General features: G+C 42.0%; 24 protein-coding genes and 1 pseudogene. 21 read left to right on the forward strand and 4 right to left on the reverse strand.

The window, feature by feature from the left end; translation table 11 throughout:
* Nucleotides 1-48 precede the first annotated feature (48 nt).
* Nucleotides 49-2109 carry a cation:proton antiporter gene (locus F752_RS0105350; protein WP_017730704.1) on the reverse strand — a complete coding sequence of 687 codons (2061 nt, stop codon included), beginning with the start codon at nucleotides 2107-2109 and terminating at the stop codon, nucleotides 49-51.
* A gap of 360 nt (nucleotides 2110-2469) precedes the next feature.
* On the opposite strand from F752_RS0105350, the pseudogene rhuM reads away from it, so the two are divergent.
* The 3 genes and pseudogenes from rhuM to F752_RS26965 form a co-directional block, all read left to right on the forward strand.
* Nucleotides 2470-2562: pseudogene (gene rhuM / locus F752_RS26955) on the forward strand (RhuM family protein); the annotation flags it as partial.
* Between the two features lie 3 nt (nucleotides 2563-2565).
* The gene (locus tag F752_RS26960; protein ID WP_026135539.1) at nucleotides 2566-2781 is read left to right on the forward strand and encodes a hypothetical protein; all 216 of its coding nucleotides are present in this window, start codon (nucleotides 2566-2568) and stop codon (nucleotides 2779-2781) included.
* A gap of 77 nt (nucleotides 2782-2858) precedes the next feature.
* Nucleotides 2859-3041 carry a Fic family protein gene (locus F752_RS26965; protein ID WP_407635419.1) on the forward strand — a complete coding sequence of 61 codons (183 nt, stop codon included), beginning with the start codon at nucleotides 2859-2861 and terminating at the stop codon, nucleotides 3039-3041.
* Between the two features lie 127 nt (nucleotides 3042-3168).
* On the opposite strand, the gene F752_RS26005 is transcribed toward F752_RS26965, so the two are convergent.
* Nucleotides 3169-3330: a helix-turn-helix domain-containing protein gene (locus F752_RS26005; protein ID WP_017730706.1), complete on the reverse strand. Its 162-nt coding sequence runs from the start codon at nucleotides 3328-3330 to the stop codon at nucleotides 3169-3171.
* Between the two features lie 246 nt (nucleotides 3331-3576).
* On the opposite strand from F752_RS26005, the gene F752_RS0105375 reads away from it, so the two are divergent.
* The 18 genes from F752_RS0105375 to F752_RS0105460 are packed head-to-tail and all read left to right on the forward strand — an operon-like array spanning nucleotide 3577 to nucleotide 14128.
* Nucleotides 3577-4038 (forward strand): LEA type 2 family protein, encoded by a 462-nt coding sequence (locus tag F752_RS0105375; protein WP_040664351.1) that lies wholly within the window; start codon nucleotides 3577-3579, stop codon nucleotides 4036-4038.
* Nucleotides 4038-5069: a hypothetical protein gene (locus tag F752_RS0105380; RefSeq protein ID WP_017730708.1), complete on the forward strand. Its 1032-nt coding sequence runs from the start codon at nucleotides 4038-4040 to the stop codon at nucleotides 5067-5069. Before F752_RS0105375 ends, F752_RS0105380 begins: the two co-directional genes overlap by 1 nt.
* A 4-nt stretch (nucleotides 5070-5073) precedes the next feature.
* Nucleotides 5074-6573: a hypothetical protein gene (locus tag F752_RS0105385; RefSeq protein ID WP_017730709.1), complete on the forward strand. Its 1500-nt coding sequence runs from the start codon at nucleotides 5074-5076 to the stop codon at nucleotides 6571-6573.
* Nucleotides 6574-6604: 31 nt separating this feature from the next.
* Nucleotides 6605-7213, forward strand: coding sequence for a hypothetical protein (locus F752_RS0105390; RefSeq protein ID WP_017730710.1), 609 nt, complete (start codon nucleotides 6605-6607; stop codon nucleotides 7211-7213).
* A gap of 49 nt (nucleotides 7214-7262) precedes the next feature.
* Entirely contained in the window at nucleotides 7263-7886 is a 624-nt protein-coding gene (locus tag F752_RS0105395; RefSeq protein WP_236613982.1) for a hypothetical protein, read from the forward strand.
* Nucleotides 7887-7925: 39 nt separating this feature from the next.
* The gene (locus F752_RS0105400) at nucleotides 7926-8318 is read left to right on the forward strand and encodes a hypothetical protein (protein ID WP_017730712.1); all 393 of its coding nucleotides are present in this window, start codon (nucleotides 7926-7928) and stop codon (nucleotides 8316-8318) included.
* Nucleotide 8319: 1 nt separating this feature from the next.
* Complete coding sequence (locus F752_RS0105405) at nucleotides 8320-8922, forward strand: hypothetical protein (protein WP_017730713.1); 603 nt, start codon at nucleotides 8320-8322, stop codon at nucleotides 8920-8922.
* A complete protein-coding gene (locus F752_RS0105410) occupies nucleotides 8919-9215 on the forward strand; it encodes a hypothetical protein (RefSeq protein ID WP_017730714.1) in 297 nt (98 codons plus the stop codon). The genes F752_RS0105405 and F752_RS0105410 overlap by 4 nt, the downstream gene beginning before the upstream one ends.
* Entirely contained in the window at nucleotides 9212-9523 is a 312-nt protein-coding gene (locus F752_RS0105415) for a hypothetical protein (protein WP_017730715.1), read from the forward strand. The genes F752_RS0105410 and F752_RS0105415 overlap by 4 nt, the downstream gene beginning before the upstream one ends.
* 5 nt (nucleotides 9524-9528) lie before the next feature.
* Nucleotides 9529-10398 (forward strand): coiled-coil domain-containing protein, encoded by an 870-nt coding sequence (locus F752_RS0105420; protein WP_017730716.1) that lies wholly within the window; start codon nucleotides 9529-9531, stop codon nucleotides 10396-10398.
* On the forward strand, nucleotides 10385-10570 hold the full coding sequence (locus F752_RS0105425) for a hypothetical protein (RefSeq protein ID WP_017730717.1): 186 nt from the start codon (nucleotides 10385-10387) through the stop codon (nucleotides 10568-10570). The genes F752_RS0105420 and F752_RS0105425 overlap by 14 nt, the downstream gene beginning before the upstream one ends.
* A 13-nt stretch (nucleotides 10571-10583) precedes the next feature.
* Complete coding sequence (locus tag F752_RS0105430; RefSeq protein WP_201766049.1) at nucleotides 10584-10985, forward strand: hypothetical protein; 402 nt, start codon at nucleotides 10584-10586, stop codon at nucleotides 10983-10985.
* Nucleotides 10986-10992: 7 nt separating this feature from the next.
* Nucleotides 10993-12060 (forward strand): peptidoglycan-binding domain-containing protein, encoded by a 1068-nt coding sequence (locus F752_RS0105435; protein WP_017730719.1) that lies wholly within the window; start codon nucleotides 10993-10995, stop codon nucleotides 12058-12060.
* 1 nt (nucleotide 12061) lies between these two features.
* Complete coding sequence (locus F752_RS0105440; protein WP_017730720.1) at nucleotides 12062-12466, forward strand: hypothetical protein; 405 nt, start codon at nucleotides 12062-12064, stop codon at nucleotides 12464-12466.
* A gap of 14 nt (nucleotides 12467-12480) precedes the next feature.
* Nucleotides 12481-12930, forward strand: a complete 450-nt coding sequence (locus tag F752_RS0105445; protein ID WP_017730721.1) for a CHAP domain-containing protein — start codon at nucleotides 12481-12483, stop codon at nucleotides 12928-12930.
* The gene (locus F752_RS0105450) at nucleotides 12930-13613 is read left to right on the forward strand and encodes a hypothetical protein (RefSeq protein ID WP_017730722.1); all 684 of its coding nucleotides are present in this window, start codon (nucleotides 12930-12932) and stop codon (nucleotides 13611-13613) included. The genes F752_RS0105445 and F752_RS0105450 overlap by 1 nt, the downstream gene beginning before the upstream one ends.
* On the forward strand, nucleotides 13600-13851 hold the full coding sequence (locus F752_RS0105455) for a hypothetical protein (protein ID WP_017730723.1): 252 nt from the start codon (nucleotides 13600-13602) through the stop codon (nucleotides 13849-13851). Before F752_RS0105450 ends, F752_RS0105455 begins: the two co-directional genes overlap by 14 nt.
* A 1-nt stretch (nucleotide 13852) precedes the next feature.
* Entirely contained in the window at nucleotides 13853-14128 is a 276-nt protein-coding gene (locus F752_RS0105460; RefSeq protein ID WP_017730724.1) for a DUF4248 domain-containing protein, read from the forward strand.
* A 57-nt stretch (nucleotides 14129-14185) separates the two neighbouring features.
* Here the strand turns inward: F752_RS0105460 and F752_RS0105465 are convergent, their stop codons facing one another.
* Both F752_RS0105465 and F752_RS0105470 read right to left on the reverse strand, forming a co-directional pair.
* On the reverse strand, nucleotides 14186-16699 hold the full coding sequence (locus tag F752_RS0105465) for a S8 family peptidase (protein WP_017730725.1): 2514 nt from the start codon (nucleotides 16697-16699) through the stop codon (nucleotides 14186-14188).
* A 16-nt stretch (nucleotides 16700-16715) separates the two neighbouring features.
* On the reverse strand, nucleotides 16716-17705 hold the full coding sequence (locus F752_RS0105470) for an AAA family ATPase (RefSeq protein WP_017730726.1): 990 nt from the start codon (nucleotides 17703-17705) through the stop codon (nucleotides 16716-16718).
* Nucleotides 17706-17810: the final 105 nt, after the last annotated feature.

Here is a 17810-nt window from a genome sequence, read left to right on the forward strand (position 1 = left end):
TTATTGCTCCTGCTAATGTATTGGGTGGTTTTCAGTAACTGTTCTACATTAAACATATTGAGAGATTTCAGATAAATGTTTTGACTCCTCCACTTTAGGATATACCACAATATAACTATAGGCTGCTAAGTGTTTATTTAATTTAATTGGCACCATATCAAGTACGGAGTTATAGGAGAGACTGCCCTTCCTTGGCGATACCACCACTATTATATCCTGCTTTTTAAAATCCTTAGCCAACACCAGAAAATCTTCTATTTCATTAAAATCCTTGTGCTTCACCTCATTACTCAGTTTATTTTCCCTGATAAAATTATTGATATTGTCATAAGATGTTTTAGAAGAGTAAATATAAATATCAACTGTTAGGGCGCCTGCCAATCGCATGATTTTTTCCAACCAGCTATGAAAGCCAAACTCCTTCTCTGAATGAGGAGGACAAATTAATCTCACATTCTGGTGTAGATTTAAGGCCATGGAGGGGTTATAAACCAGCACCTCCTGGTGGGTGGAATTAAGCAGCGTATGGATAAAGCCCCCAAAAAACCTGTCAGAAAAGGCAACTTTTGATGAGCTTCCTAATATTATATCTGTAGCCGCTACCTCTTTCGAAACCCGCCGGATTCCGTCACATACATTCTGATCGATGGTTGTAATTACTTCTATTTGCTGGTCGGAAGAGGAAGCATGCGCAATAGCCTTCTCCAGAATTTTTCTGGATTCTGACAGCTTCACCTGTGCTTTTTCATCATCCTGCACCACTGCAAGACCATAAATGGGAGTATCATAAACCGGATTCTTAATGGTAAGGGCAAAATCTACCAGCCTTTCCATCGTATCAGGGTTAGAAATAGGTACCAGAATTTTTTCCTCATGATTTTGCGAGGTAGTAGGATCCTTCCTGTCCTCTACAAGAGCCATGGACTTTCCGGCACTTTCTGTGACAAAGGAAGCAACCAGGCAGGTAATGAGAATAAGAATTACAGTTCCATTCAGGATATTTTCATCTATAATGCCGATTCTGTAACCTACCAGGATTACTGCAAGTGTGGCTGCGGCATGGGCACTGCTGAGCCCGAAAATTACGTTGCGCTGGGCTTTGCTATATTTCATAAACAAGGCAATAAGGTAAGAGGCAATCCATTTACCGAAAAGCGAAACAATTGTTAGGGCTGCCGCAACAATAAGTGCACTAGGACCCTGCATTAACACATCAATATTTACCAGCATTCCTACACTGATCAGAAAGAAAGGAATGAACAGAGAGTTTCCAACAAACTCAATCCGGTTCATGAGAGGTGAGGTATGGGGAATAAACTTATTAAGCACCAGGCCGGCCGCAAAAGCCCCTAATATTGGTTCCAGACCAGCAATTTCAGCGATAAACGCACAGAAAAAAACAATGGTAAGAACATATATATAGTGGGCATGCTTTTCATCTTCCCAATGCCTGAAAAACCATCCGGAGACAGCCGGAATAACAAGCACCACAAAGGCAACAAAAGCAAAAAAGGAAATACCTAACCTTATCCAAAGCTCGCTTGTCAACCCGCCTTCCACAGCACCTGTTACTACTGCCAGAATTATTAGAACTGCAGTATCAGTTAAAATAGTGCCCCCCACGGTAATAGCAACTGCTTCATTCTTTGAAACTCCCAATCGGCTGACAATTGGATAAGTTACTAAAGTATGAGTGGCAAACATACTTGCAGTGAGCAAGCTGGTCATAAATCCATAACCAAGTAAATACATGCACACAGGTAACCCAATCGCCAAAGGAAAAATGAAGGTCAGAAAACCAAAGATCACACTCTTATGCTTATTCTTGCTAAATTCTTTTAAGTCCAGCTCCAGGCCTGCAATAAACATAATATAAAGCAAGCCAATTGTTGAGAATAAATCTACTGCCGCATTCTGCTCTATCATGTTCAGGCCGTGAGGTCCAATGATAATTCCGGATACAATTAACCCGATTATTCCTGGAATCCGAATCTTGCGCAACAGTATAGGTGCCAAAAGAATTATGAGAAGGATAATGCAAAAAATTAGTACCGAATTCTCGAACGGCCTATGAAATTCATGATTTAATTGTTCCAGAAATTTATCCATGTAGTTTGAAAATTCAATTAATTATAGATAATACAGCCACACTTCTCCTGGCTAATCTTCTTTCATATTCGTCTGTTTAGGTTGCCCTAAGTAAAAGAGCGAGCCTATCGTTATGGCATTGGTTAAAATGTGACCCACCTGTTTCAGAAGGTGCTGAATAATATAAAAGAATACTATCAAATTAACTATAAAGTTTAGTAGCAAATTCTTCCTTCTCTTGTTCGTAAGATTTGAGGAGTGTAGGAGAACTTTCCGAAGGAAAATATTTTTAGGTGCGTATTCGAAAAAAAGAATGGCAAGCAAGTATATTTTCCAATCGTAAACCACCTCATCTCAAAAATATATAATGAATTTCGAATAATCTCCGTAAGTTATCGGGTAAAATCAAAACAGGGTACACAATTTCGGATCTGGGCAACTAATCTGTTGAGACAATACAATATCTTGCACAGGGGTATGCCCTTTAATGAAACGCGGTTACAGGATCAGACTCAAGAGCAAAAAGAAATACAGCAGTCTGTAAAATTAATTGAAAATGTAATCAATAATAAAATGCTCTCTGCCGATGAGGCCCAAGGTCTGCTAAGAGTAGTTACAGATTACACCTATGTCCTTGATATATTGGATGTCTATGGTCATCAGCGTTTACAGGTAAACAATTTCTGCAAATGAAGTATTTAAAATTACCTATGAGGAAGCCTTGAATGGCTTTCACGGCTTAAATTAAAAATTTGGCGGATCCTGGCTATTTGGAAGGGGAAAAAGATGGTTCTTTTAATAGCTCCCTTAGTACAATTTACCAATCATTTGGAGACCAGAATCTATATCCGACCGTTGAAGAAACAGCAGCCAACCTATTATACTTTGTTGCAAACAACCATCCCTTTTCAAATGGCAGTAAGCGTATAGCCGATAAGGCAATGGCACGTTGATCCTGATGACCGCTGAAAGCAAAACAGATGAAAAGGATATGATTGTGAAGGAAATTATAATTTGATCAAGCAGAAGAACTAAGCAACTGTGCCACGCTGGGAACATGAATTTTCAGATCAAAAAGGCTTAACCACCCTTCAAAATCCCAAACTCTTCATAAATCAATTTTAACTCCCCCGGATATAGCAGCTGCCTCCGGCCGGTGTTCAGCCCCTTCACTTTTTTCAGCTTTTTCCGCAGGGTTTCCCGGCTGATGCCCAGCTTTGCGGCCAGCTCAGATTTACCCATGAATTTGAATGTTGCTACTTTATCCACCTTCTAAAAATAAGGCTTTTTTTATCAACAGACACTTCAAATAAAACAAAAGAGCCCAGCTTCGCCAGCTATTTCCAGCACTTCAATCCAAGGTCCCCAAACCACCGCTGAAATGCTCTCTTTTCCTTAATAATTCTCCAAAAAACCCCCTTTAACAAGCCTCCTTGAATGTTTTTTCAGGATTGCTCACATTTGATTCGGGCTTTTAAAACCGATAGTATGATCAAATGGATTGCAGGTGGTATAGCTGCCTTTTTTGCCGGCAGATATTTGTTGAGACTGAACAATGCTTCCAACTCTATTAATACCCGGACTTCTGTGAAGGTCCATAAGGTAAGCCTTTCCGGTATAGAATTTAAAGCAAGGGTCACCTTACAAAATCCTAATCCTATCGCACTAAAGATCCAGTATCCTTTTGTAAACATCTTGTATAAAGGATCCTCCTTAGGCACTTCCGCATTGAAGAATGAGGTGATCAGTATTCCTCAATATGGAGAACAGTCATTTGACCTGAACATACAGTCAGCTGGCTGGCTCACTTTAATCCAGTCCTTGGGAACGAGCCTGATCAACAGGATCAGAAGCGGTGAAAAGACTGATCTGGAAATTATCGCTGCTACCTCTACCAGGGTGAATAGTATTCCTTACCTGAAAGAAGACCTTATAAAACTCAGTTTCTGATGGAAACATTACGACACAGACGTATAAGACCAGGTCGGGAGTATGATAAGCTTTTTCCTGTCAGCGTAAAGCAGGATACGGTAGTAAAAGGAAAGGGTAAAGCAAAACTCCACCATACCATCAACCTGATTAAGTCATTAGTCGAAGAGACTAAAAATGACACCAGGGTAATTGCGCCTATATTAAAAGGAAAAGACCTGGAAGAGACCTGTCGGAATATATGGAATTTTGTTTACCAGCATATTCAGTACAAAAAAGATGAAGCGGGTATTGAACAGGTACGAAGACCTTCCAGAACATGGGCAGATCGCTACCAGGGAGTAGATTGTGACTGTTATACTGTCTTTATCTCCAGTATCCTTCGCATTTTAAATATCCCGCACAAGGTCAGGATCACGAAGTATGGAGGTAAAAGCCACTTCCAGCATATTTACCCTATCGTACCAAAAGATGGAAATAACCACCAGGAGCTAAGCAACTCTACTTCTGGCTATATCACCATTGATTGCGTGGCAGATTACCCGAACTACGAAGTGCCCTTTTCAGAATGCCGGGATTTCACCATGGGAGATAATCTCTTATCAGGTGAGATTAATGGTATAAGGTTCGGTGAAGTGAGTGGTGTGGATTCGGCAGATCTACTATCGGATGACTTAGGTGTTCTTACTCTAAAACCTGAAGCTGTAATAAAGCAGCGGTTAACGCTTAGACAGATCGTTACAAAGCCCAGGACAAATTCCGGCACTCAATACGAGCCTAAGGTATCCATCTACCAGTACAGTAATGAGGCCCGAACTGCCCCGGAACCTCCAGAAAAGCCCGCTGCCAGTAAGGTGTCAACGATATCTGAGGCAAGATTAGCATCACAGAATATAGCTCCGTTAAGACTGGCTCCTGAAGAACAATATGTCCAAACCGTTCTGCCAGCTAATGCTCAATGGAACAAACCGCTTCACATAGCAGGCCTTGCCCTGGCTATTGCAGGAGTTGGGTATGGTACTTATAAAATAGTAAAAGAATTAACCAATTAAAATCATGGAGTTACACCGATTAGATGGCATGGATGCCGCCGGACTCGATTCAGTTGATATTGCAGAGGTTGAATATGATTATACAGATGGATTGAATGGCGCACAGATTGAAGCATTGGAAGCCTTGGGTTATGTACAGAATCCTGAAATAGTCTATGAAATTCAGGATGAAGATGGCAATGTAATCATGTATGCCGATGCAGAGGAAAACCTGTATATGGTAGATGGCTTGGGTGAATTAGGCTTCCTCAAAAAGATTGGCAAAGGTCTTAAGAATGCCGCCAAATTTGTAGGAAAGAAAGTGCTAAAGCCGGTTGCCAAAGGTATTTCTACAGCAGCTAAGTTCACAGGAAAGAAAATCCTGAAACCGGTTATCTCCACGGTCAATCGCTACGCCAACCCTGCTACCATTCTGCTTAGGAACGGTTTTCTGGCTTCCATGAAACTAAACCTTTTTAAAGTAGCGGAAAGGTTACGGTTCGGATACCTCAGCGATGCCGAAGCAAGAAAAAGGGGGGTAAACATGTCCGAATTTGGGAAGCTGAAAAGAGCTATCGAGAAGGCAAATCAAATTTATGAATTAGCCGGAGGCAAGAAGCAAAATCTGAAAAATGCTATCCTGAAAGGAAAAGGCAATAAAGATAAAGCAGTGCCTTTAAGCGGACTGGAGGGTTTAGGTGAAGTGACGGAATATGCTGACGAATTCGAGCGCTTTATTCTGGAATCTGATCCCGATCTGGTAGAGGAGTACATGGATGAAGAGATAGAAGGATTAGGTCTAGTAGCATCTACTGCTATTGCAGCTGCTTCTGCTGCCGTTGGTTCCGTAGCAGCTTTACTCAGCAAGATCACCGGTGTATTTGATAAAGCAAGAAATGCCAAAGACCAGGTTCAAAGCCTGATAAGTACTGCTAAACCACCATCTGCACCAGCTCCCTCTCTACCAAGGATTACGCAGCCGGTCACACAAAGCTATACTGCCCCAAAAGTAGCTCAAACTGCTGTCAGGCAAAGCTACACTACTCCAAGGACCAGTAGTAGCATCCTGCAGGTACGACCATCGACCGTAACGCGAACAACTATTCCGCGCACTACTGCCTTGCAAACTACTGTTCCGAAAACAACAGTACCGCAACCGCTCCAAAGGTTTACGAATGATCCAACTATCACATTACCACCCCAAAAGCCTTCCACAGTAGAAGAGCTAAGCTGGTTCCAAAAGAATAAAACCAGTCTGATAGTCGGCGCAGGGGTCGCAGTAGCTGCAGGCGGAATCCTGTATGCGGTAAAGCAGTCAAAAAGCAAGAAAAGCAAACCAGTCAGCGGCATCCCTTCCAATAAGAAAGTAAAGGGCAAACCCAAAACAGGGACAGCAAAGCAAGAAAGCAACTCAGACAGTCCTTCAGCAAATACAATAGCAAAAAACGCAAAGGCCTCAAAGAGTTCGAGCAAAAAAAAGCAGCCTAGAAAGCAGGACAAGCTTGCTCCGAAAGTATTACTGTAGAAAATTTTAATGGTCAACAAATATTAGTCTAATGGAAAAAAGTGAAATGGTAAAAGAAAGCCTTATCGAAACCGGAAAGAAACTGGGATCTGGCGTAGTGGGCATGCTGATCGGTTCAGCAGTAGGCAGGCCAAGCCTGCTCGTAGGAATAGTCACCCTCTTTGGAGCAGCCTGGTACAAATACGACTGGCTTTCTGCTGCCGGTGTAGGCATGGTCGCCTCCAATGGTTTTATTTCAAAAACAGAAGAACAGGAGATGCAGGGAATGGATGGCCTTCAGCAGGAAATTGCAGGCGCTAAGAACAGAGCATTGAGCTCCTTGAAAGCACTCGGTAAAAAGGTATACCTGGACAAGTTCTCCCCTTCCCTGGCAGAGAAAATGGATTTAGGAGAACTGGCAGCGATAGAACGACCCATGGTTTTTGTAGGCAGCGAAATGGTAGACAGGGGCAGCTTTGATACTTCGGAGGTGGATGAAATTATCCGCCAGTTAGAACAGGGAAACCCTGAAAATATAACAGGCATGAATGTGCAGGGATTTGGCAGCCCTGATATCAGCGAGTTACAGGGCTATCTGGGCAGCACCGATATTACTGCCCTGGCAGGTGTCGATGAACTGGAGCTAAACGCCATCGCCTAAGGAAAATTCCACTAAAAAAATTTCAACCAAAATCATAACTAAAATGAACATGCGAAAAGGTTCAAGAGAACAATTCCTGGAAATTGTCAATGCCCATACGGCCCTCCGAGATGCCGGTAAAAAGTACGATCCTGCCATGGTGAAGATGGCACTGGACATCAAGGAAGGCAGGCTGCAATTAGCGGATGCTGCTTACTATTCCATTAAGAGGTCCGGAGGAAAAGCGAATATCAATATGTTCGAAACCCAGGATGCCAAAGAGATCGGTGTAACCAATGTTACCCAGACGAAGCTTCCTAAAGACAGACTTTTCCTTTGCAACCGCATCATCTTACTGGCCGGTATGCTGGAAGGCGAAGTGCCCACCAATGATTCGGAATGGAAGAAAGCGATTAAAATGGCCAACTTTGATTCGATCAAAAAGATCGCCGGTCTGCAAAATGGTGTATTTACCCTGATGGCCAATAAGAAGCTGATTATTGACGAAAGACCCATGCAGGAGTTTATTACCGATAATAACTCTACCATCAATCTGGGCACCTACTACCTCGAAAATCCACGGTTTATCCGGGACGACGAGGAATTTGAATTTACCATTGAGCTTGGTGAGGATGCCCCGGATAAATCCATGATCAAGGTAGTGTTGGGCGGTACTTCTACGATACCGGCGTAACAGTTGAACTATTTCGGAACAACCATTAAGTAAGTACGGATGCAAAAGGAAAGCAGAGAAATCAGGAAGGTGTTTACATTTTCTGTAAACGAGGCTAATAAGTCTTACAGTCCCCTTAACTGGGAGCTGAATAAGAAAACCATCGCTGTGAGGGCTATCCAGCTTTCTTCCGATTATCCTGATAAACTGTATTACCGTGGTGCCCAACGAATAGAAATCGGCGGTGATGAGATTTTTCCGGAAGGATTTGACAGTAAGTTCCTGATGTCTTCTGTAAGTGTAGGCCCGCATGAAAGGTTCTTTCAGTTAGGAGATGTCCTTCCGGGAGATCTATCCGTGAAGCTCCGCTATGAGGATAAAGATCATCAGCGGGCACCTATTGAAAGTGGCTACCAGGTGAAGGTGATCCTTTTAATAGAAGAAAGGATTTAAGATGTTCCGGAAAATAGAAAAGCGGCAGATAACAGCTCTGGGAGGTGACAAGCAGGAAGAATACCAGTCACTTTTACTTAAAAGAAAACTGCTTGCTGTGGAGATTGAGATTCATGCAAAAGGACAATACGAGACTTTTGCTCAAAAGCTTCCCTTCAATGCCACGAAAGTGGTGGGCATCGTTGTTTGCAGCACCGTCAGCGATATGAGCGAACCTACTGTCTTTGGCAGGTGCTACTTTGGAACAGGACCGGGCAAACAATCCTCTGAGAGCTTTATCAAGTCTTTAGATTCAGAGCTTATCCTTTCTGAACGAACTGTTATACGGATTCAGCCCAATGAAAAAGAGCATCATAAGGACGATGAGGATGAGGACGATGATGATCATGACCACGATGACTGGACCTATTATGCTCAACCTAAGCGTCTGGGTAATCCGGTCATCAAAATGGGTGGAAAAGCTGTAGAATCCAGAAATCCGGCAACTACTTCGATACTTGATGATGCAACCGGTATCCGGGAAGATTACTACATCTGGAAGAGCCAGGAAGATAACCATAGCGAGATTGAAATAGAAATCATTCAACAGGTACTTCAGCCATGAAAACAGGAGAAATCGCATTATTTGAGAAGAAGGGCCTCTTTTTTAAGGCTGATGTATACGACAGTCAGCATCAGGAGAACCAGGAAGAAACCAACCTTCTGTCAAAAATAGATTTCTCAGAAGGTTTTGACTTTCCTGTTAACCTGAACATGGAGGTAGTGGATGTGGAGGGAAACACCGGATACATCACAGGCGCTTATAAAGATGCCGGGAATGTAAGGGAGTTTCCTTACCGCATCAAAGTATGGCTGCTGATAGAGGAAGAGCCGGTGCCTTTAAAGGATAGACCATGAGCGAAGAATTTATTCTCCGGTATGCCGAACAGCGAGTGAAGGAAAGAGGCTATGACAAATTTCTGATGCGCTACCATGACCTGCTCATTCAGGGTGAAGTAACGAAAGAAATTAATGCCTTCAATGAAATCTATTTTCTTATCTCGGCAGATGAAGGAATTTCCATCCAATCAGACTATGGCGAATATGATTACGGCAACTCCAGTTTATCTGAAAATGTACATGAGCATGCCGACCAGATCCGGATTACCAATTACACTTCCTCAACAAGACGAGCACAATTCATCCAGGTGATTTTTCAACAGTAGTAAAAATGGAAGAACGACAGGAACATAGAAAAAGAAATCCGGGGGCGGTTCGCCTGACAGATGAACAATATGAGGAAATGGAATTGCTGGGTCTGTCAAATGAAAGTGCATACGTCAATTACAAGCTCAATGGCAATGGCCATCTGAAAGTCTCCCGTAGTGATTCGCGTGAAAATGAAAATCAGCATCCGCAGCTTTTAGCCAGTCAGCTGGCCCTTCAAAAAGCGGCTTTTGAAAATCAGCAGCTCAGGGAAAAACTGGAAGAGCTGAGCCGGAGCAGCGAAGAAAGCCTGAATGGAGTGAGTATTCGGGTCAATAAAATGCTGGAGGAAGAGCTGCTGCGAAGGGACTTTGAGGCACTGAAAAAAGAAAGGGATCATCTTAACAGAGAAATCGAAAAGCTGGAAAAGAAGCTGGAAAAAGCCGAAGACCAGCTGGAGGAGAAATCACAGGAGATTGAGGAACTGGCAAAGAAATTCGGCCTGATAGAGCTAGGCAAAACGCTGCTGCCCGGCGCCATCAGCGGATTGGCAAGAAGGTATCCCCGGGAGCTGAAAAGCCTGGCAGCCTCTCTGGGAGAGCTTGCCGGAGATGAGGGAAAAATGCTGGAAACGTCGGGCTTAGATGAGGAGCAGCGGAATTTATTAAATATCGCTGAATACTTCAGAAGCCTGTTTGACGATAAACAGTTTGAGCAGCTGATTGAGATAGTCTCCCTGATGGGAACGGCGGTAAAAGAGGACCTGCAGCTTATGCAGAAAATAATGTATTACCTCAACCAATTGTCCAGGATAAGGAAAGCATCCAGAAATCATAAAGAGGTACAGAGTGAACCTAAAGAACAGTTAAAAGACCAAGAAAATGCAGGAATTTAATTTACCCATTCGGTTTAAAGCCAAGGATACTGAGGAAGCGAAGGCCGTACAGAAAGCCCTTGAAAATATGATCATCAGCGTAAGCGGTGAGGGAGTCATCAAAATGAATAAGTTATTCAACTCCGACCCCCTGGTCAGGAATCTGGTCAAAATAAAGTTAGGCATCCGTTAACATGATTCCGGCTATGATGGCATATAAAAGTTTACCCAAGGTAAATGTGAGCAGCCAGATAGTGGCAGCCATTCTGGCTACAGCCGCTGGTGCAGGCACCTTTATCGGAATCCGCTATATGGTGAAAAATCTGAAGCAGGGACTGCGGGAAAAGAATGCCTTGTATGAAGGGAACCCTGCCGCCTATGCCACGCAGCTGAAGATGGCCTTTGAGAATGATACCTGGTTTGGATGGGGAACGGATGAAGAAGTTGTATTCAGAACGTTAGAAGAAATTCCCGGCAAAGCCATGTTTTCAAAAGTGCAGAATGCGTACCGCGATTTGTATGGAAATAACCTGGCTGCAGACCTCAAAGATGAATTATCGACAGAGGATTATATTCAGGCAATGCAGATTTTAAACTCAAAATCGTAAGAGGAATATGAAAAATCCCCACAATAGCAGACAAAAATGGAAGGGTACCGGAAATATTCCCTCAAAAGCAGTGAGCACTACTTCTAAAAAGCCTGCTCCAGACAGCAATACTAAGTCCTCCATTAGTAGAAAGATAAATACACAGCAATATATTCTTTACGGGTTAGGTACAGGCATTTTGTTGGGTGGTGGATACCTGGTTTATAATTTACTGCAGGACATCAATGCATCTAAAAGAAGTACGGTTCAACCGGTGGTGAATCAGGAGGTAAAACAGATTATCCAGGTCAACAAAGAAAACTTCCCTCTGAAAAACGGCTCAAAAGGAAACCTGGTGGCCATGCTTCAAAAGGCATTAATAGCCTTGGGAGGACAAGCTGCAAGCCATATTAGAAGCACCAGCATGAAGCCCAACGGTGAAGTAGATGGTGTATTTGGCCGGGGTACTGAAAATGCATTGGAAGCTGCAGGATATGCCAAAATAGTCTTTGAAAGCGATTTCTCGAAAATTGTAGGAAAAAATGCAGCAGGCTCGGCTCAAACGAGTGTAAGTGTTGCAAGTTCTACGAACTATAAGGCGGTTGCTGACGAAATTCTTGCTGCCGCCAACCGAAGAAATTTATTTGCCGTACTGGCAGGTCTTCAAAAAATTCAGAATGTCAGCCAGTATTCTTCCGTGAGTGCTTATTTCATAAATAAAAGGATATTCGGAACAAGAGTTACTTCTTTAGTGAATGCTTTACTAAGCGTAGCCTTTGCCAATAATGAACCGGCCAAGGTAAAGATAAGAGCAGAGTTCAGCAGGATGGGCCTGAAACAGAATGCCGGAGGCGTATGGTCCTTATCTGGCTTTGGAAGTTTACAAGGCTATGAGGCAGATGCAAAGCTTTTAAAAATGGCTATTACCAGGAGGCCTACGCTCCTGAAGAATGGGAATGGCCAGGTGATCCACCCGCTACTGAATCCCGATACCCTGATTGGCTATGTAACCAACGAGCACAAGGGAGTGCTTCAGATCTTAACCAAAACCGGAGAAAGCGTTTATGCCCCTTCTCAAAATTTAAAACTGATTTAAAATGACACAATTCAAAAAATGGTGGGGGAACGCTATCCATAAAAGCAAACCCTTTTTCAGAAAAGCCCTGAGCTTTGCCAAGGTCTGGCGGGAATTCTCCTCCATTCTGTTGGGATTACTTCTATGGTTCAACAGCCCTATCCTCTTACGGATGCTGGATCCTACAGCAGGTATTTATGATGCAGGTGTATTCCAGATATACCTCTTCGCAGTAATCGGCTTATACATCCTTCATGGAGTGGTGAGAATCCTGATGAAGCTGATCTGGCCTACCACCGATCATTACCTGGATAATCAATTTGCTCACGACTTCCAACTCATTGCACCATGGAAAAAATTAAAATTATCTGTCTCTATCTTTTTTGCTTTGCTATTTGCTTTAGTGCTGCTGGCCAGGGTGCTGTAAGCAAAAGGGAGCAGGTGAGGCAGATCTACAGTAGCCAGATAGGCATTGTGGAGCAAGGGGGAGCAAACCGGGGCAAAGAAGTAAATGAATATTTAACTTCTACAGGCTTAGGTCCCGGCTATCCCTGGTGTGCAGCCTTTGTAAGCTGGTGCTATCAGCAAGCGCAGGTGGATGCTCCTCATAGTGCATGGGTACCTGCCTATTTTACAATAAGCAGGATAGTTTACCTAAGAGGCAAGTTCCAACGCAAAGAGCCTGAAGCAGGAGATGTATTCAGCATCTGGTATTCCCACTTAGGCAGGCCTGCCCATATAGGCTTTGTAGATAGGTGGGGTGAGAATTGGATAATTACAGTGGAGGGGAATACCAATGAAGGAGGATCCAGAGAGGGCATAGGTGTTTTTAAAAAGCGCAGGCTCAGAAGACAGGTATATGCAGTCAGTGATTTTATAGGAAGAAAATAATGCTGAGCAAGACCCGGAAAATATTAAAATCAAAAGGCTTTAAGATCTACGAAAAGCCTTATCAGCTCAACATTGTCGCCTACCGTAGCAGGCACTTAAGAAGCAATGCCTTTGATGATGAGATTCATGTCTTCTACACGAACGATGAAGGCAAGTGGATCTACCATATTTTCAAGGGTACCACGGACCCTGGGCAATTCTGGCTGGATAATCCAATGAATCCCCAGGGCACGGCTTTCCTGAAGAAAGGCCAGTATGAAAATGCCTATGCCATCGGATACCACCAGGGACTTTATGAAGCCTTGGTGCAGGTAAAAGAGGTGACGGTAATCAGAAACTATGACAGAAGGGGCTTATTCAACCTGCTTGAAACCGGATTGGAAGATAAAGGGATGTTTGGCATTAATATTCACAGGGCCAGTCAGACCGGAACTACCAAAACGATTGATAAATACTCTGCAGGCTGTATCGTATTTGCCAATATCGAGGACTATCAGCAATTCATGCAGCTGGCTAAAATACACCGACAGAAGCATGGGAATAGCTTTACGCTCACTTTGGTAGATTTCCGGGATGAAAGAAAACAGACGCTCAAAAAGATAGCTGCCGGAACCCTGATGGCTTCTTCCATGCTGCTCTTTGCCAATGTTTACTACAAACAGAAAGCTTATGAAACTCTCTAAAAACTCGAAAAAAGCAGGCTTGGCCTTAATAGGCAGCTTAGCAGGCTTTCTGGCGGCAAAGCGATTAAAGACAGAAGAAACATACCCCTTTATCCTGATCGGAGGGTTCATCGGAAATTATATTGGAGAAGAATATATTCCGGAGGAGTATCCTCCATTTTTAGGTAGCCGGCCCCAAACCATTCCTCTGGCTTATATAAATCGTTTTGGTCATTTAGTTTACCTTAAACACCATTAATATGTCAGCTCCAGTCTCCACTTCCTATTATGACCTGCTACATAATGGCAAACAAAAGCTCATGCCGGTCGATCTACATGACGATGAGGCAAGGGTAAAAGAAAAAGCGTACTATAAGCACGAGATGGCCGCTCTATACAATGTCTGCACCAAAACTTTCTCAGCCTGGATCCACCTCTATTTTGAAGAACTCCAACGGTTCGGGTATAAGAAGCATACCAAGCTCCTTCGACCGGAGGTGGTGAGGTTTTTGTTTGAGAAGCTGGGGGAGCCTTAAGGGAGCGATAGAGCTAATCCAATCCAAAATTTTGAACTTTAACAAGCTTTACCAGTTTTAAACCCTAACTTCAACTTCAATTTCATTCTCAACTTTTACGATTTCATATACGTCAATATCTTGATTAATAGCTTCAAAGCTAACAATGACAGAATAGGGCACTTCTTCTTCTAAGTTTCGCTCCCAACCTTTATGGCCAATTATTGCAAGGCCAATTTCTTCAGGTAGATTATAGGAAGGAACAATAGCCCAATCCTTTTGGAGGGTACTTTCAGAAAGCCTCACGCCCGGAATCCCTTTATCAATTTGCTTTCTTATAGCCCAATCAATTCCTCTTCCCGAATTATCGCTGTCAGCATCATCCCCGGCGTCAACATTTTTGAGCATTCTACTTTTAAATGCACCAAACTTTTCTCCCTCTTTAGAAGTTTCCCAATCCAGCCAAGTAGATAAATATGACTTTGTTCCTTTGCGGGTTCTCCTGGGCTCAGCTTTGTACGACAAGGTTATCTCTATTAAAATCTGATAGTTATCTCCAGGTCTTCTGAGAGCTTCTGGTATTTTAATGGAATAAACATTTGCCTGTTTTGGTTTAATAGTATCAGTTTGAATGAAAGTTATTCTGGCAAGGTTATTTCTGATTGCCCTTTCTTTTGAGGGTATTCCATAGCCATAATGTCTCAAAGACGTTAGATGATTATCAGCCTCAAACGCTTTTTGTGGCCACCTTGCTGAATGGACTGCCAGACCTCGATAAAGAAGAGTAGTTTCCCCAGGAAAAGCTTTTTGAATTGAGGACAAAATATGAGCTACTTTAGGGGCAGAAAAGGATGTACCAATATCTTTGCTTACTGCAGGTGTGCCATCTAACGTTGAACTTACTAGATCAACAGAAATGCCATCATTCGGAATTACATTAATGGAACTCTTCTCTCTTACTAAATCACCACCATACTCTACCAACTCCGGCTTAATACTTCCCCAAATTCCTAAGCCTGTCCGGGAAAAAGATGAAATATCATCCGTATCACTAAAAGAAATTAAGTCCTCATTTTCATATTTACTGATGCCAATGGATCCTACCGTTAATGCATTTAACGCTTGCGATGGATTTGCTATTCTGCAGGAATTGTTACAAAGATAATCAGGATACTCTGCTCCACTATCCAGATGTTCTAAAATTCCAGGATTATTCCTCCATGGTGTAGAACGTGCTAGATTTCCTGCTGATACGATAAACAAAACATCATTATCATAAGAAAGCTTATCGATTTGTGCTGCCCAGGCAGACATATGCTTCGTTCTACAAGGGAATCTTGAATTAACGGATAGATTAAATATTTTCGTGCTCCCACTCTCATAAAAATCGGAAAACACTTTATTCATAAGATCCGGAGGAAAGAGGAGCTTATCGAGAGACTTATTACTGTCCAAGATGCGGGCATTTTGAAGCCAAGTCTCTAATTGGAACTTTCCAGATTTAGGCACAACATTCCCATATAAGATTGCCCCTGCTACTTTAGTACCATGTCCTCCATTTCCTACTTTGTCTGCTACGGATCCATCGTCAGGCACATAAGATTTTGACTTTCCCGATTCTATAGCTTTCTCTAGCAACTTATGTCCTTCCTGAATGCCACTATCAATTACGCAAACTCTTGGGGCATCCTCTGAAGGGGCGATTAACTCAGGATCATACTCAAAATCATGTTCCTGTGGTTCCGTGGCTGGTTCTTGTAAACCATCATACTCCGTCACCTCAAACAGGTACGGAAAGTTAAAAATCAAATCTTTAATCCCTGCTCCTGTAATTTTAATTCTACAAGTAAAGCTATCATCGTATCCAATATATCCGGATGTCACTTCTCCATAAGGTTCGATGAAATTTTCTAAAAGAGTCTGCCTTTCCATCTCCAGCTCACTTTGCTTTATTTGCGCACTTTCCCTTTTTTTATTCCACCGCTCAAGACTCTCCAGATATTTTTCATCACTTACACCTTCTTTTCTTTCAGGATAGTCACTAATTCTTACATAACAGGCAATACTGATATCAAAATAATATTCAGTATTATCTTCTATTAAATCCCATTTCTCCCTTAATTCATCTGATAATATTTGCTCTACTTTCCACTGTTGCCCTTCAATTATATTCCACAATTTGGCCGCAGAGTTTTTGTATTTTGGACTTGACTGATTGATGAATTGATCAATTTTCTCTTTAAGCTTGGTTAAGCTCACATCGGTTGAAGCTCCGATAATAAATCCGTCACTTTCTTCTGAAACAAGCTCTATACCATAGATGCTTTCTAGTGTTTCAATTGAAAAACTACCAGGGTCTACTTCCAAAAATAAAGAAATAGATTCAGGTAAATCAGGAAGATTTTCAGGCCTGTTCTTCCTTGCCTCTTCCCACTCAGCTATCTTTTTGCCTGAAAGATTATTTAACTGCGAACCATGAACTTGCCTATTTTGAATGTTAGCTTGTGTTTTGGGATTTGGTTTACCACCACCATGAGCCTTATGCTGACCTTTGACTTTTACAGGTAGCTCTAAATGAGGAAAATCTGGCATATACTATTTAATGCATTTATTGCTTTAAAGGATTAAACTCCTTTAAAATTTTCTCAAAATGTTGTTGGTTTATAATTTTCTCATTGCTCATAATAGCAAGCTTTGACACACTTTGAGCGATCTTTACTGTTTCAGCTGCAGATATATTCCCTAATTCATTTAGTATTTTCTCCCATGATATATCTTTAGATGTATTCATGGAAGATAAGGACATCTTGAGGAGGGCTTTAACCTCATTTTTGGAGGGCTTTCCTATTTCGATCACTTCATCAAAACGTCTAAAAATAGCAGGATCAATGGATGTTTCAAGGTTTGTAGTTGCAATCAATAGTCCTTCAGAATCATACTCATCTAATAAATACAACAGTAAATTTACTATTCTATTCATTTCACCCACTTCCTGGGTATATGATCTTGACTTTGCTATAAAGTCAAATTCATCTAACAAAAGTACGCTAGGGTGTCCACCTACTATTTCAAATATGCTCTTTAAATTTTTCAGAGAATCCCCAAGATAAGAAGAGAGTAAGGCTTCAAACCGGACTTTATAAAACGGCAATCCAACATTCCAGGCTATTCTTTCTGCACCCATACTTTTCCCATTTCCAGGAGAGCCATAAAGCAATATTTTACGCGACGGCTTTAGTCCATGTATAGCAAGCCTTTCTCTTGCAACATACTCCTTTTCTATTCTCTGAAACCTATCTTCAATTATGTCAGGCAAAATCATATGATGCCTTAGATCCTGTCTGCTAATCTGGGAAACTAGAGGGGATTTGGTACGTTGGCTTATAGGAATCTCATTTGGGAAAATATTCTTTAGCTCCTTCTTAAGACCCTCATTTCTATGAACATTCTCCTCTAGAATATTTTTAAGCTGATGCGACAGCTTTGTATGTCCCTTATCTTCCTCCTCTTTAATAATTTGCAAAGCAACTTTGACAAGGTCATCGTTTTTATCACCTTCTATTGATTTAAAGAGTCGTTTAAGAGTTTCCTGTTTCATTGCACGTAAATAATGCAAATATACTGATTATATTCAAAGCTTATGTGATATAATTTAAACGGTAGTTTACGAAAATAGATTTCAAATTTCAAACTATGATCCCTA

Source organism: Nafulsella turpanensis ZLM-10 (assembly GCF_000346615.1).
GTDB classification, from domain to species: domain Bacteria; phylum Bacteroidota; class Bacteroidia; order Cytophagales; family Cyclobacteriaceae; genus Nafulsella; species Nafulsella turpanensis.

Coding starts and splice junctions, on each gene's coding strand:
- F752_RS0105440 (WP_017730720.1), top strand. CDS start 12,062: ATGACACAATTCAAAAAATGGTGGGGGAACGCTATCCATAAAAGCAAA.
- F752_RS0105350 (WP_017730704.1), bottom strand. CDS start 2,109: ATGGATAAATTTCTGGAACAATTAAATCATGAATTTCATAGGCCGTTC.
- F752_RS0105400 (WP_017730712.1), top strand. CDS start 7,926: ATGCAAAAGGAAAGCAGAGAAATCAGGAAGGTGTTTACATTTTCTGTA.
- F752_RS0105435 (WP_017730719.1), top strand. CDS start 10,993: ATGAAAAATCCCCACAATAGCAGACAAAAATGGAAGGGTACCGGAAAT.
- F752_RS0105415 (WP_017730715.1), top strand. CDS start 9,212: ATGAGCGAAGAATTTATTCTCCGGTATGCCGAACAGCGAGTGAAGGAA.
- F752_RS0105425 (WP_017730717.1), top strand. CDS start 10,385: ATGCAGGAATTTAATTTACCCATTCGGTTTAAAGCCAAGGATACTGAG.
- F752_RS0105385 (WP_017730709.1), top strand. CDS start 5,074: ATGGAGTTACACCGATTAGATGGCATGGATGCCGCCGGACTCGATTCA.
- F752_RS26005 (WP_017730706.1), bottom strand. CDS start 3,330: ATGGGTAAATCTGAGCTGGCCGCAAAGCTGGGCATCAGCCGGGAAACC.
- F752_RS26960 (WP_026135539.1), top strand. CDS start 2,566: ATGCCCTTTAATGAAACGCGGTTACAGGATCAGACTCAAGAGCAAAAA.
- F752_RS0105380 (WP_017730708.1), top strand. CDS start 4,038: ATGGAAACATTACGACACAGACGTATAAGACCAGGTCGGGAGTATGAT.
- F752_RS0105460 (WP_017730724.1), top strand. CDS start 13,853: ATGTCAGCTCCAGTCTCCACTTCCTATTATGACCTGCTACATAATGGC.
- F752_RS0105390 (WP_017730710.1), top strand. CDS start 6,605: ATGGAAAAAAGTGAAATGGTAAAAGAAAGCCTTATCGAAACCGGAAAG.
- F752_RS0105430 (WP_201766049.1), top strand. CDS start 10,584: ATGATGGCATATAAAAGTTTACCCAAGGTAAATGTGAGCAGCCAGATA.
- F752_RS0105375 (WP_040664351.1), top strand. CDS start 3,577: ATGATCAAATGGATTGCAGGTGGTATAGCTGCCTTTTTTGCCGGCAGA.
- F752_RS0105465 (WP_017730725.1), bottom strand. CDS start 16,699: ATGCCAGATTTTCCTCATTTAGAGCTACCTGTAAAAGTCAAAGGTCAG.
- F752_RS0105410 (WP_017730714.1), top strand. CDS start 8,919: ATGAAAACAGGAGAAATCGCATTATTTGAGAAGAAGGGCCTCTTTTTT.
- F752_RS0105470 (WP_017730726.1), bottom strand. CDS start 17,705: ATGAAACAGGAAACTCTTAAACGACTCTTTAAATCAATAGAAGGTGAT.
- F752_RS0105450 (WP_017730722.1), top strand. CDS start 12,930: ATGCTGAGCAAGACCCGGAAAATATTAAAATCAAAAGGCTTTAAGATC.
- F752_RS0105395 (WP_236613982.1), top strand. CDS start 7,263: ATGCGAAAAGGTTCAAGAGAACAATTCCTGGAAATTGTCAATGCCCAT.
- F752_RS0105420 (WP_017730716.1), top strand. CDS start 9,529: ATGGAAGAACGACAGGAACATAGAAAAAGAAATCCGGGGGCGGTTCGC.
- F752_RS0105455 (WP_017730723.1), top strand. CDS start 13,600: ATGAAACTCTCTAAAAACTCGAAAAAAGCAGGCTTGGCCTTAATAGGC.
- F752_RS0105405 (WP_017730713.1), top strand. CDS start 8,320: ATGTTCCGGAAAATAGAAAAGCGGCAGATAACAGCTCTGGGAGGTGAC.